At 60.9% G+C, this 14,067-nt stretch carries 10 protein-coding genes; 2 read left to right on the forward strand and 8 right to left on the reverse strand.

The annotated features are described in order from the left end of the window. Positions 1-10: 10 nt before the first annotated feature. The gene (locus tag ACR0E2_RS15915) at positions 11-1,969 is read left to right on the forward strand and encodes a lipase family protein (protein ID WP_480447074.1); all 1,959 of its coding nucleotides are present in this window, start codon (positions 11-13) and stop codon (positions 1,967-1,969) included. 40 nt (positions 1,970-2,009) lie between these two features. Here ACR0E2_RS15915 and ileS read toward each other — a convergent pair whose 3' ends face one another. From ileS to ACR0E2_RS15945, 6 genes are all read right to left on the reverse strand, one after another. Beyond that, on the reverse strand, positions 2,010-4,922 hold the full coding sequence (gene ileS, locus ACR0E2_RS15920) for an isoleucine--tRNA ligase (protein ID WP_480447075.1): 2,913 nt from the start codon (positions 4,920-4,922) through the stop codon (positions 2,010-2,012). Positions 4,923-5,086: 164 nt separating this feature from the next. Next, positions 5,087-7,795, reverse strand: a complete 2,709-nt coding sequence (locus ACR0E2_RS15925; protein ID WP_480447076.1) for a DUF2339 domain-containing protein — start codon at positions 7,793-7,795, stop codon at positions 5,087-5,089. Positions 7,796-7,973: 178 nt separating this feature from the next. Then, a complete protein-coding gene (locus ACR0E2_RS15930) occupies positions 7,974-8,684 on the reverse strand; it encodes a VIT1/CCC1 transporter family protein (protein ID WP_152457206.1) in 711 nt (236 codons plus the stop codon). A 60-nt stretch (positions 8,685-8,744) separates the two neighbouring features. Next, complete coding sequence (locus ACR0E2_RS15935; RefSeq protein ID WP_480447077.1) at positions 8,745-9,734, reverse strand: YcjF family protein; 990 nt, start codon at positions 9,732-9,734, stop codon at positions 8,745-8,747. Further along, positions 9,727-10,182, reverse strand: coding sequence for an N-acetyltransferase family protein (locus tag ACR0E2_RS15940; RefSeq protein ID WP_480447078.1), 456 nt, complete (start codon positions 10,180-10,182; stop codon positions 9,727-9,729). The genes ACR0E2_RS15935 and ACR0E2_RS15940 overlap by 8 nt, the downstream gene beginning before the upstream one ends. Continuing rightward, complete coding sequence (locus tag ACR0E2_RS15945) at positions 10,179-11,594, reverse strand: YcjX family GTP-binding protein (protein WP_480447079.1); 1,416 nt, start codon at positions 11,592-11,594, stop codon at positions 10,179-10,181. The genes ACR0E2_RS15940 and ACR0E2_RS15945 overlap by 4 nt, the downstream gene beginning before the upstream one ends. 107 nt (positions 11,595-11,701) lie before the next feature. Here ACR0E2_RS15945 and truA point away from each other — a divergent pair, with 107 nt between their 5' ends. Beyond that, positions 11,702-12,469 carry a tRNA pseudouridine(38-40) synthase TruA gene (gene truA / locus ACR0E2_RS15950; protein ID WP_171726677.1) on the forward strand — a complete coding sequence of 256 codons (768 nt, stop codon included), beginning with the start codon at positions 11,702-11,704 and terminating at the stop codon, positions 12,467-12,469. A gap of 1 nt (position 12,470) precedes the next feature. On the opposite strand, the gene ACR0E2_RS15955 is transcribed toward truA, so the two are convergent. Together ACR0E2_RS15955 and ACR0E2_RS15960 are read right to left on the reverse strand one after the other, a co-directional pair. Further along, positions 12,471-13,403, reverse strand: coding sequence for a nickel/cobalt transporter (locus ACR0E2_RS15955; RefSeq protein ID WP_480447080.1), 933 nt, complete (start codon positions 13,401-13,403; stop codon positions 12,471-12,473). Continuing rightward, positions 13,388-14,014 carry a DUF1007 family protein gene (locus ACR0E2_RS15960; protein ID WP_480447081.1) on the reverse strand — a complete coding sequence of 209 codons (627 nt, stop codon included), beginning with the start codon at positions 14,012-14,014 and terminating at the stop codon, positions 13,388-13,390. The genes ACR0E2_RS15955 and ACR0E2_RS15960 overlap by 16 nt, the downstream gene beginning before the upstream one ends. Between the last annotated feature and the right edge of the window lie 53 nt (positions 14,015-14,067).

Below are 14,067 nucleotides of genomic sequence, written 5' to 3' on the forward strand. Positions count from 1 at the left end.
GGAGAACGCAATGGGTCGACATTTGATCCTCACGGTACATGGAATCGGTGAACAAAAACCCGGCGAAACCGTCGATCAGGTCGTTGGCGCAGCAACAACTTGGCTGGATGGAAACCCCAGACCACCGATCGAAGTCGAACGCGGCATGATCGAACTGGCCGAATCCACCTTCGACGGAAATCCAAGAAATGCAGAGCTGTTCGAAGTCAATCTGCGCACGGTGACTGACCCGGCTGTTCCTCAGGACAAGGCCCTGTTTGCCGAGGTTTATTGGGCTGATCGCTCTCCGGCCCCGAAAGGAGCGATCAAAACCGTGCTGGACCTGATTTGGGTCGTTCTGGCGTTGGGATATCTGGCGATGGACAATGTCGAGCAAACCCACATCCGCAAAGGCGTTGCCTCGGACCAGCCCAATGGCAGGAATACACTGGCGGCACAGCTGGTACATCTTTTCACATGGATCTTCTTCGGTGCAGTTGCGACGCTGAACGTCTTTTTGTTGATCGGTGCCGCGGCGGTCATGACCGACCGGATACCTGCCTCGGTTTTCCAAAACCCTGCCCTGTTGTTCTGGCTTCTGTTCGGGCTGTACGCCGGCGGGGCCATTGTCGGGCTGGGGCAAAGCCGATCTGCGCCGACCTATCTCAGGCGGGTCTTCTGGCGTGGAATGCTCGCAATGGGAACAGCACTGACTCTGTGCTTGGTCATAGGACCACTGGGCCTGAAATTGTGGACATGCGTCCCTTCCGACACGGGAAATTGCCCGCCGGCCCTGGAGCAATTCGTGGCGTTTCAGGTTTTTCTGCTGTCCATTTTCTGGGCCACTCTTATCTTCCTGACACTCATTCTTTACGCGTTGTCCGCCTGGAGGTTGCAGATCAATGACACGCTTTCAGAGCACAGGCGGCTATACCCCAGCATCTGCGCAGGCATGCTGGTTTTCTGGATGTTCTTCATTTCCGGCCTCTGGTTGACCATAGAACAATTGCTGGAAACTGTTACAGGCCTGTCCGGCGGTCAGCTGCAACGTCTTTTTGAAAGCAATTTGAACGAGTCCATCGAAACACTCAGCGTGGCCTTTGTGGCCATCGTTCTGTTGGGGTTCGTTGGCGTCGGGCTTTTTGCAGGCCGCAAGACGTACAAGGCCAACCTTCACACCCGCAGCGGTCTGATCAGCCGGGCGATTGTAAACCGACTGGCGCAGGGGGTTTTTCTGTTTGGGACAATCGTGCTGGTTCTGGTCACGATCCGAGAGATCGCGGCCAACCAGAATTTCGAGGCCGCATGCAACGTGGGCATAGGTGAAACCAACCTGATCTCCTGGGCTTTGGACAGGTTGGCCTGTTCGCAGGGCGAAATCGGCCTGATCGTTCTTGGTGCAACTGCGTTGATGTACCGGTTTTCTGATTTTGTTTCCGCCGGGCTGGGCGTGGCACGGGATATCGTCACCTACGCCATTCGCGACAAGTGCTATCTGGGAAAAGACCTGGAAACGCGGCAACGCAACTATCCGGATCGCAAGGCGATAGACGAACGTTTCTATCGCACGTTGTACTATGTTCTCGATATCTTTCCAGCGGATCATATTACGGTGATATCCCATTCGCAGGGCACCGTGATTGCCACGCAGATGCTTGCTGACCCACGCGTCCAGAGACGCATCGGCGGGCGGACCCTGACACTCATCACGATGGGCTCTCCGGTCACCCATATCTATCAGCGCTATTTTCCCGAGATGTTCACCATCATGGCCAGTCAGTTGAACGCCGCGTGGTTCAACATCTTCCGGCAGGACGATTTTGTCGGAACCGAGATCGAGGGTGGGCTCATTTTTGCAAATCGAAACATCCCGGTCGATCCCGGCGGGCACACCGGTTACTTTACGGACTATCAGGTTTGGAAAGCCCTGTCAGATCCTGCCATTGGCTTTGATCTGTTCAATCCAACACCGCAATCTGTGCAGACATAGCCCAAAATGCCCCCCGACTGACTTCGGGGGGCGCGTTGATTTATCCCAGCGCCTCATTGCAGCGCCCGCAGACGCCCGCGTGGGTGTGGCGGCCCACATCAGGCAAGATTTTCCAGCAACGCTGACATTTCTCGCCTTCTGCTTTTTCGAACACGACGGCAACGCCTTCGATTTCCGGCACACGGAACGCCTCGGCCGGGGCGGGATCGCCGGTCACGGTCAGGCCCGATGTGATGCACATGTCGTCCACGTCGAACGTGGCCAGCAGATCGCGGGTATCGCCATCCTCGACATGCACGATCGGTGCCGCCTCGAGGCTGGAGCCGATCGCCTTGTCCTGACGCTGAACCTCCAGCGCGGCAGTCACGGCCCGGCGCACTCGGCGCACCTTGGCCATGTTGGCCTCAAGCTCGGCATCGCGCCAATCGGCGGGTGTGTCCGGAAAGTCCACCAGATGGACCGAACTGTCGTCGCCCGGGAACCGCTCCAGCCAGACCTCTTCCATGGTGAAGACCAGAACCGGGGCCAGCCAGGTGGTCAGGCGATGGAACAGGATGTCCAACACGGTGCGCGCAGAACGGCGACGCAGGTTGTCGCCGTCGCAGTACAGCGCATCCTTGCGGACGTCGAAATAGAAAGAAGACAGGTCAACTGTCGCAAAGTTGAACACTGCGCTGAATACACCCTGGAAGTCGAACGCAGCATAGCCCTTGCGGACCTGCTCATCCAGCTCCGCCAGACGGCTCAGCACCCAGCGTTCCAGACGCGGCATATCCGCAGGGTCCACCCGGTCGGCCTCGGTGAAGTCGGCCAATGAGCCCAGCATGAACCGCATGGTGTTGCGCAGACGGCGATAGCTGTCGGCGGTGCCTTTCAGAATCTCCGGCCCGATCCGCTGATCGGCGGTATAGTCGGTCTGCGCCACCCACAGGCGCAGGATATCGGCGCCGTATTGCTTGACGACCTCTTCCGGCACGATGGTGTTGCCCAGCGACTTGGACATCTTGTTGCCCTTGGCATCCAGCGTGAAACCATGGGTTACTACATTGCGATAGGGCGCGCGGCCCTTGGTGCCGCAAGCTTGCAGCATGGACGAATGGAACCAGCCGCGGTGCTGATCAGTGCCTTCCATGTAGACATCGGCGATGCCATCCTCGGTCCCGTCCTCGCGATCGCGCAGAACAAACGCGTGGGTTGAACCCGAGTCGAACCACACATCCAGTACGTCAAAGACCTGTTCGTAGTCGTCCGGGTTGGCGATTCCGTCGAGGATCTTTTCCTTGAAACCGTCGGTGTACCAAACATCCGCACCGTCCTTCTCGAACGCCGCCTTGATGCGGGCGTTGAGTTCGGCGTTGCGCAGCAGGTAATCCGCGTCGGTGGGCAGAGCGCCCTTCTTGGTGAAGCAGGTCAGCGGCACACCCCATGCACGCTGGCGCGACAGAACCCAATCCGGGCGCGCTTCGATCATCGAATACAGGCGGTTGCGGCCGGACTGCGGCGTCCACTTCACCAGCTCGTCAATCGACCGCAGGGCACGTTCGCGGATGGTGTCGCCCATCTCGCCCATACCGTCATCCAGCTTGCGGTCGACGGATGCGAACCACTGCGGCGTGTTGCGATAGATGATCGGCGCCTTCGAGCGCCACGAATGCGGATAGCTGTGCTTGATCTTGCCGCGCGCCAGCAGACCGCCGACCTCGGCCAGCTTGTCGATGACGGCCTTGTTTGCGTCACCCTCGCCGCCCTTGCGGGACAGGATGTATTTGCCGCCAAAGAACGGCAGATCGGCACGGAACGAGCCATCGTCCATCACGTTATAGGTGATGACCTGTTCCAGCATGCCCAGATCACGGTACAGCTCGAATTCCTCCATCCCGTGCGAGGGCGCGCAGTGGACGAAACCGGTGCCTTCGGTATCGGTCACGAAGTCAGCGGCGCGGAAATCGCGGATGTCGTCCCATTCGCCATTGCCGCCTTCGGCCCCGGCCAGCGGGTGAAGCAGCTGCACGCTCTCCAATTCGTCGGCGGTCACGTCGCGCACACGGGTCCATTGATCGTCGTTCAGACGGGCACGGCCCAGAACGTCAGCGGCCAGATTGTCGGCCAGCAGGAACTTGTCGCCTACCTTGGCCCAGCATTCCTCGGGCGTGCCGGTAACTTCGTAGAGACCGTAGGAAATGTCCTTGCCATAGACGACGGCCTTGTTCGACGGCATGGTCCACGGCGTCGTCGTCCAGATTACCACATAGGCATCATCAAGATCGCCCGCATTCACGACCTTGAACTTCACCCAGATGGTGAAGCTTTCCTTGTCGTGATACTCGACCTCGGCCTCGGCCAGGGCCGTCTTTTCGATGGGCGACCACATGACAGGCTTCGAGCCCTGATAGAGCGTGCCGTTCATCAGGAACTTCATGAATTCGTCCGCAATCACCGCCTCGGCGTGATAATCCATGGTGATGTAGGGATCGGCCCAGTTGCCGGTGATGCCCAGACGCTTGAACTCTTCGCGCTGGATGTCGATCCAGCCCTCGGCGAACTTGCGGCATTCCTGACGGAAGTCGACGATGTTCACCTCGTCCTTGTTCTTGCCCTTCTTGCGGTACTGTTCCTCGATCTTCCATTCGATCGGCAGGCCGTGGCAGTCCCAGCCGGGGACGTATCGCGCATCAAAGCCCATCATCTGATGGGATCGCACGATCATGTCTTTGATGGTCTTGTTAAGGGCGTGGCCGATATGCAGATGCCCATTTGCATAAGGAGGGCCATCGTGCAGGGTAAAGGGCGTGCGGCCCTCTTTCTCGCGCAGGCGGTCATAGACACCGATGGTCTCCCACCGTTCCAGCCATGCGGGTTCGCGCTTGGGCAGGCCGGCGCGCATGGGGAAATCGGTTTTGGGCAGGTTCAGCGTGTCTTTGTAATCAGGTGTCTGGATCGTGTCGGCGCACATTTGGGGCGTCCTTTGGATGATCTGGTCGTCTATTGGATCGAAGCGGTCGGTGCGAAGTCTCAAACACCTTTGCCCGGCGTCTCAGGAGGTCAGAGCGCCGGGGATATAATTCGAATAATGATGGCCATCCGGTCATGCATGGCGCGCTTATATGACGCCTGCACCTAATGGTCCAGAGGTTCTGCCCGCTGCGGCGAATGGCGCAGTTTTGCCCACCGGTTCAGCCACGCAAGACCGGCCAGCGCAAGGCCCAGCGCCAACAGCGAAAACACCCGGATCAGGCCGCCCAGACCGGCGATGTCGATCAGGAAGACCTTGGCCACCGCCAGCCCGATCACCGCCAGCCCTGCCTTGCGCATCAGGTCGGATCGGCGGGCAAGAGATTGATAGAACAGAGCGGCCCCGATCAGCAGCAGCACCAAAGTGTAGGTATACAGTTCCGGCTGGGTGACGCCGTTGCCTTCATACATCCCCGCCGCGCCCTGCCAGACGTGACGGATCGTCAAACCCAACCAAACTGCGGCCAACGTCCCTGCAACGGCAAAGCTTGCTTGCATGATCGGTTTCGGCATTTCCCGGATCCTCCAGGCCGATCCGCCGATGGCCAATGCGGGCAACAGATAGGCAACGGCCAGCGTATTCAAAACCGGCGGCCCAAGCACCGGATCGGCATTCGGATCAAACAAGGGGTTCTGGTCCGCCAATGCCAGCAACAGATAGAAAAGGCCATGACCCGCAAAGAACATAGCAAGCAGGTATCGCAGGTAGTTCAGTTTGCCACCCAGCCCGAACCTCTGCACCTGCGCGAACGCAAGCAAAAGCCAGATGACGGCCAACAGACCCAGGCCCCAATGGCTGTTGTCAGCGCCGCCCTCGCCGAAGCCTTCAAGCCAACGCAGAAGCAGCAAGGAAAGCAGGATACCCGATGTCGCCCAGGCCGCACTTTCCAGCAGCAGCGCCGCCAGTGGGCGCTTCAACGGACGCAAAAGCCACCAGCCCCCGACAAATCCCAATGTGGCCACGCCATAGACCATCGCCATCTCGGACACCGGAGCGGAATTGGCCCAGTCCAGCCCGGGATCAAGCACCAAACGCACCGTGACGGTAAAGACACCGGCCCAGATGAACCAGCTCATCGGCGGCAGGATGAACCTGCGGTCCAACGCGGCCGCAACAACAACGCTGGCGACCAAAGCAACCGTAAGCGCCGCCGAGCTGAGCACGATGACGCAGGCAAAGACCAGACACGACAGCATGGACAGGGTGGCCAGTGCCGCCCGCATCCGGTCATCGCCGTCAACGCGGGCAAAGCGTTCAGCCAGAACCACCATCAACACAGCCAGCGCAATCGCGTGGAGCGCCCAAGGATAAGCCCCGATCACCGAAGCCGGATGCCAGCCTATTTCCAGCGCGATGGCCAGCACAGGGGCAAAAAGCGCGGCTCCTCCGGCCCAGACGGCGCGATACTGGCTTGCCTTGAATGACCGCCACGCCATCAGGGCCGACATCAAACCTCCCAAAGCGACCAGCACAGTGACCACCATCGGATAATCGGCCTCGGGCGTTTCCGCGTAAGTGCCCGCAAACCTGTCCAGAACCGCGCCATTCTCAAGCCCGTGAGAGGCGACAAAGACCACCAAACCAGCCGCAGGCAGGACGGTCAGGTCCCGAAGGGCCGGTGCATCCTTGGCCCAGAGGAGCAGCGCCAGAACAAGGGCAGACAACAGGCTGGCGCCCAACCAGAATTCGGCTTCCGTATCCGCCCAATGCCAGGCCAGGATCACCGTACTTGCCGCGACGGCCCCGGCTGCCAGTCGAGTTGGGAATTCCGCCCAGGGGCGGGCCTTTGGGCGGCGGATCATCTCAGTCAGCATGGGGCCCGCGTGATTTGGCCAAATGCGCCGCACCGGAATGGCGGTTGCCAAAAGCGCCAGCACCGTTGCCGCGATCAGGTATCCCGATTCCGTACTCGGCGCGCCCATCACCAGAAGCAGGTTCGCCGCATAGGCCCCGAACAGCGTCAGGACCGAGATCCATGCCCAGCGCCGTACCGTGTCGATACCCAACCCCAAGACGGCGACCAGCAGGAAATACGCGTAAAGCCACGACGGATCATCGGACGCGCCCCCGACCAGGAAAGGCGCCGCGAAGGCACCGATCAGACCGACCGCAGCCAGCAGCGGACCGTGGAACCACCCCAGAACGAGGCCCACCAGCGCGACAACGACCATCCCTGCCAGTGCCGTTTCGGCACCGATCAGGTTGTACAGCTGGCGCGCGGACAGGATGGCCCCGAACAAAGTGACAAGCCCGGCACCGGAAAAGACCGAGGGCAGATAGGCGGTTGCCACCGCTTCGTCATCACCGAACTTGCGGAGCAGGATTTCTCCTCCGAGGATCAGAATCGTGCCGAATCCCAGGGCTGCGACAACACGGGCCGCCGGTGGCAGCAATCCGTTTTCGACGCCGTATTGCACAAGGAAAATACCGGCCAGCGCCAGAGACAGGGCCGAAACCACATAAAACCAGTTCTCGCGCAGCCACGCGCCCAAAGCCGCAAACCTGTCATGGCGAAACACGACAGCCGGAGAAGAAACCTCTGCATCCTGAGCGTCGGCACTGTTTTCTTCCTGCCGTTTTGGAGCCGACCAGGGTGCCGGCCTGCGCGGCTTTTCTTCGGCAGCAGGTTGCGGTGCAGGCGTTTCCTGTTCCGGTTGCGGCAGGACGGTCGCATCGCCTGAGGCCAAGGCGTCGATTTGCGCTTCCAGCTGCTCTACCCGGCGACGCAATCGGGAATGCCCGACCAAAAGAGCGATCAATGTCACAGGGATGGCCAGAACTATCAGGCCAACAAGAACAAGCAGCGATTCCAACCGAGTCTCCGATCCTTTTGGAATTCAGGCTATCTTGAGCCGTCCGAAAGTGACAGTCAGGAAAGCTGTGATCCGATCTAAAGCACCGAAATCGCCGGACGCGCGATCGTCGGCCTGAAAAGGTCCGGGGTCTGCGGTAAGACCTACCGCAACAACCGTCATCCCAGCGCCGCAAGATTCATGGGTGGAACAGGGACCCGACGAGATACGCGATCAGCGCGGCCAGCCCGCCGATCAAAAACGTCTCGATCCCCGACCGCCACCAGGGGGCCAGTGACCACCGGCTTTTGAGCGCGCCAATCGCAAAAAAGACAGCCATGGTCATCCAGGCCGAGATCGCAAACGCGTTCGGCACGGACGCCAGAAACGGCAGCAATGGGATCATCCCCGCCACCAGAAACGCGAAGAAGGTGGCCACAGCCGCTTTCATTGGATGCGGGTCGACACTGCCCAGACCATATTCACCTTCGATCATCAGGTTGATCCAGTTTTCGGTACTCGAGGTGATCTCTGCCGTGGCATCGATCAGAATGTCGCCAGACAGCCCTTTTTGCGCAAGGATCTCTCGCACTTCTTCGCGCTCACCATCCGGGTACAACGCAATGTGGCGTTCCTCGACCGCGCGGATGCGGCGAATGTTGTCCAGCTCGGCCTTGGTGCCCGAATAATTGCCCGCCGCCATCGAAAACCCGTCAGCCAGAACATTCGCCAGGCCAAGCGCCACGATAACGAAAGGGGAAAGACCTGCCCCTGCAACGCCTGCTACAATGGCAAATGTGGTGACGGACCCGTCGATGCCGCCATAGACGACATCGCGCAACACGCCGCGGCCGGGCGGCGCGTTGATCCGTTCGGCGATTTCCTGCGGGCTGTGACCGTGATCCGTCATGGCTGGCTCCTTTGACACATTCAGTGTGCCGAAGCGCAGGCCGGGGCGCCTTGCTTTGGATCAACCCTTGGAAAACAGGCCCTGCAAGGCGCGCTTGATGATGCCCCGCGTCGAAGGTTTGTGCCTGTCCGAGAAGGGCAACGGGCGGCACACCTCCATCGCGGCCACACCCACACGAGCGCTGAGGGCCCCGTTGACCAGACCCTCGCCGAACCGGCGTGACAGTTTGCTCAGAACGGAACCGCCCAGGACGGGCTCCAGCAGATCATCGCCGACTGCAACCGCCCCTGTCGCCACCAGATGCACAAATACACTGCGGGTCAGACGCCAGCCGCCCAACGTACCCGCGCGCCCGCCATAGATTTCGGCAACCCGGCGGATCATCCGCAATGACGCGGCCAGCGCGGTTATCACATCCGCAAGCGCCAATGGCACCAATGCGGTCACGGTTGCAACTTGCCGGGCCGCGGCCTCGACCTCGCGGCTGGCGGCTTCGTCCAGAGGCGCCAACAGCTCAACTTCGGCAAGTTCCAGCAAAGCTGACGCATCGAACTGATCCGTCATCCGCTCGGCCAATCGTTCGCGGCCCCAGCGCGTGTCTTCCCGGCCTTTGTAGAATGCGATGATACGATTGGTGACTGCGCGGGCCTGAGCCAGATCGTCCTCAGCCAACGCGGCATCTGCGGCCCGGCGCAGGCCATCCACACGGGACAATCGCCCCAATGCGGCCAGTTCACGGATTGCGATCATAAGCGCCACAAGAACCAGAGCGGCGATCAATCCGGTTACGATCCAACCCAAAAAAGGCGTTCGCGCCACCAGCGAAGTTGCAAAATCCCACGCGGCCACCGATACGGCCGCCCCGATCACCGCCAGAGCAAGCCCCCAGAACCAGCGTGCCAGAGCCGATGGTCTGCGCGCCGCCAGCCGCGCCGCGCCTTGCATCGCCTGCCCTTGTGGTTGCGCGATGTCCGGCACCGGCGGGGCCTTGGCGACATCGGCAGGGGGCTCATCCGTTTCAAGATCGATCAAAACCGGGCCTTTAGCCATTGATCACATCCTCGCTGCGCCAGACAAACCGTATGTCCGGCAGGTTTTCATCATTGTCCGCCCCATCGCTGCGGGCCACCTCGGCAAAGCCGTTACGTTCATAAAACCGGCACGCTCGGGCATTGTTCTGAAACGCGTACAAGCTCAGCTCTGAGCGGGCCGATTTGGCGTGATCCAGCAATTGCCGGCCAATCCCGCGGCCCCGAACCGAAGCATCCAGATAAAGCGAATGGATTTCACGACCGTCGAGCGCCAAAAAACCAATAACGCCGGCCTCGGTTTCGGCCACGGTCACCCATTCCAGATCAATCATTCGACCACAGAAAGCGATCGTCTCGGCGCAGCTGTGCAATTCAGGCATCCAGTCGTTTTCCAAGGCGAAACCGTGCAGAATCGACCCGATGGTGCCCGCATCCGTCGGGCGTGCGCGGCGCAGAATCGTCGTCACAACCGATCTCCGATCAAGAACTGTGCCGCCCTGTCCAGCCGGATATGCGGCGGGCCATCACCGGGTTTCAGCGACAGTTTCGCCGGGGCAAAGGCCATGAAACCGTAATCTTCGCCCAACCACGCATCGGCCCCGTTGCGGGCCGGACCCAACAGATGCGCTGGATCCTCGGGCAATTCTCCCGGGTAGAAGGCGGCCTGTTTGCCGCTCTCCAACAGGGTACCCCGAACGCATGGCAAGTCTGTCCCGTCGTGGTGGCGCAGTTCTTCGGTCGTGGCACGCAGCGAAGCCAGAGACAGGGCCTCGGTCCGGGCTCCGGCGAAATTCGCCCGATCACGCGCCTCGCGCGTCAACGCCCCGATAATCGCGGTCAGGCGGGGGTGCTGCATGTGGTGTAGGTGGTCCGCTTTTGTCGCCGCAAAAAGGATGCGTTCAACCTTTTTGCCCAGCAGCAATTGGCTGAGCCACGCGTTTCGGCCGGGGCGAAAGGCCGACAGGATATCAGCCATGGCGCGGCGCATATCCTCGACCGCCTGAGGACCTTTGTGAATAGCGCCCAGCGCATCGACCAAAACCACCTGCCGGTCGATGCGCGAGAAATGATCGCGAAAAAACGGTTTCACGACCTGGGCTTTATAGGCCTCGTATCGCCGTTCCATCTCGCGTTGAAGCGTTCTGCGCCGCGACGGGCCAGACACCACCAACGGCGCAAAGGTCAGAACCGGAGATCCGGCCAAGTCCCCCGGCAGCATGAACCGCCCGGGGGTACAGTCGTAATACCCCGCGTCACGCGCCTGATTGAGATAGGTCGTGAACGACGATGCCAGCGCCTGCGCGGTCGGCTCGTCATGCGCGCCGGACGGGTCTGCGGCATGGGCCTGCCCCAAATACTCGGCGGCCTCCGAGCGGGCCTCGATACGTTCCAGTGTTTCCCGAGACCAGTCTGCATAAGACCTGTCCAGCAGGGCCAGATCCAAAAGCCATTCGCCGGGGTAATCGACGATGTCCAGATGAACGGTGCGCGGCCCCTGCAAGCCGGCAAGCAAGCCGGCTGGGCGGGCTTTGAAGGACAGGCGCAGCTCTGACACCGCGCGCGTGCTGTCCGGCCAGTGCGGTGTCGGACCCGTTAGGGCGGACAGGTGCGTTTCATAATCGAACCGGGGCACGGTGTCATCCGGCTGCGGTTGCAGATAGGCGGCATTGATCCGACCTTCCTGCTGCGCAACCAGCCCGGTCATGCGCCCCCGATCCAGCAGGTTCGCCACCAGCGAGGTGATGAAAACCGTCTTGCCCGACCGCGCCAACCCGGTGACACCCAGGCGGATGACAGGCTCAAAAAACGTCTCGGAGACGCTGTCGCCGATGGTTTCGACGCCGCGCACAAGACTGTCTGCCAGTGATGAGATGACCAATCCGTCGCCCCGCAATTATCGTTTCACCCAAGATAGGTAGAGGGTACCGCACATACCAGCGCTTTCGCCCCCTTGCCCGTTCCCGCGCCGCGCTGTACCAGCGGCACATGCCCAGATACGCGTTGAAAGTCGAATACCAGGGGGAACCGTTTGCCGGATGGCAGCGGCAAAAGGATCAGCCGTCGGTACAAGGTGCCATCGAAGAGGCCCTGTCCCGTATCCAGCCGGGTGCGCATACGATTGCAGCCGCGGGGCGCACCGACGCCGGCGTTCACGCGTTGGGTCAGGTTGCTCATTGCGACATGGCCAAGGAATGGGACCCGTTCCGCCTGTCCGAGGCGCTGAACTATCACCTCAAACCGCAGCCGGTGGCGATCGTGGACGCCGTGCGCGTGACCGACGATTGGCACGCGCGGTTTTCGGCGGTCGAACGGCAATACCTGTTCCGCATCCTGATGAGGCGCGCGCCTGCAACCCATGACAAAGGGCAGGTTTGGCAGATCAATCATCCGCTGGATGTCGAGGCCATGCAGGAAGCGGCGAACATGCTGCTGGGTCGCCATGATTTCACGACCTTCAGGTCGTCGATTTGCCAGGCGGCCAGCCCGGTCAAAACTCTGGATGAGTTGCGGGTTGAACAGGTTCAGGGCTTTTCCGGCCCCGAAGTTCATTTCCACGTAAGGGCTCGGTCATTTCTGCACAATCAGGTGCGCAGTTTCGTCGGAACGCTGGAACGTGTGGGCGCCGGAGCGTGGACCCCGGAAGAGGTGCGCGAGGCGCTGGAAGCTGCCGACCGTGCGGCCTGCGGTCCAGTGTGCCCGCCGCAGGGGCTGTATCTGGCGCGGGTCGGGTATCCGGAACCGGTTTTCGACTGACCTAAATCGCACGCAGCAGCAAACCACTTGCGATCACGGCAATGATCAGCCCGGCCACCAGTTCGATGGTTGGGGCCAGCACCGACGCGAACCGCGTGGCTGAGGCAGAGGCCAGCAGACCTCCGCGAAGGCCAAAGGACGTCCATCCCACCAATGTCGTCACCAGCGCCGTGCCCAATGCCATGGCAAAAGCCCCGGCGATACCGACCATCGCGATGCCCATCTGCCACGTCAGAATCAGCACGAACAAAGCCCCTGTGCACGGTCGTGCCGCGATGCCCGCAATCAGTATCAAGGCCTCGCGCAGTGAACCCACATTTGCAACTTCCTGCGCGGTCGGGCCATGGCGGTGGCCGCAATCTGAACAGACTTCTCCATCGTGGTGAGGGTGATGCGAGTGATCATTTTCCTGATGATGGTGCTCATGGGGCGGCGCGGTTCGTCTCTTTGCAAAACTGCGCAAGGACCGGACCACCAGCCAAAGACCGATAAGCGCGATCGCTCCGTAGCTGATCGGAGCCATGACCTGTTCCGTCGTTCCAACAAGGCTTTCACGGGACATCTGGAACACCAGCACCCCGGCATAGACCAAGACGACGGCCGTCACTGCCTGCCCCAAGCTGGACAATACACTGATCGCCGACAACCGCCAGAAAGCGACGCGCCGACCCAAACCGTAACCCCCGATCAGGACCTTTCCGTGGCCGGGGCCGATGGCATGAAAGAACCCGTAGGCGAAACAGACTGTCAGCAGCGTTGCCACCGCCTCGGGTTGCTCGGCACGCGCGGCACGCAAGGATCGGGCGATCTGGTTCTGGAATTCTCGTTGCTCCCCCGCAGCCCAGGCCGCAAGACTGTCAAAGCCTCCGCTGCCCCAAAACCAGAGCAGCAATGCAATCGCCAGGCCGACAGGCAGGATCAGGTAGCGGGACATGAAACGCGGATCTCGGTGGCAAAACGTTCACCGACCAGAGGGATGTCATTTTCCTCGAGGTCATAGTCGGCGTCCAGGGTCAGCAGAAAGGCCTGCATCTGGGCCAGTTCGCCGTCGATATCCGGGTCAAACCGGTCAATCTGGCACGCGGCGGGGCCCGTCACGGTCACGGGCCGCGTCACCTCGTAGGCGGTATAAAACGTCTCATCAAACGCTTTCGCTGACAGCGCCGTGGCTGCGACGGAACCGGCCACCACCGCCCTGAGATGCGTGGTGACAACACGCCCGTCTTCAACTGTCGCCTGCGCCTCCATCGGGCCCGACAGCGCGACGGGGTTTCCGTCTGCGGTAACGACAAGATCGCCGTTATATCCTTCCACCCACTGCGTATCGAACCCGGTCAGGAACCGTTCTTCGCTTTCCGTCAGAACGCCGTCAGCATCCTGATCCAGCTTCATGTCTTCCAGAACCAGCAACGAGTAGAATTCGTCATACGCCCAGGTCACGCGAACATGGGTCAGTTGACCAGCGTCATCCACGATGAACTCCAGCCCGGTATCAATGAAGACATGCGGGTGGGCGTTGGCCTGCATCGGCAAACAAAGGATCATAGTGGTTATAAGGTAACGCATAGGCGCAAGATAGGTCTCCGTCCGCGTGGCGG

Source organism: Ruegeria sp. A4 (assembly GCF_056543025.1).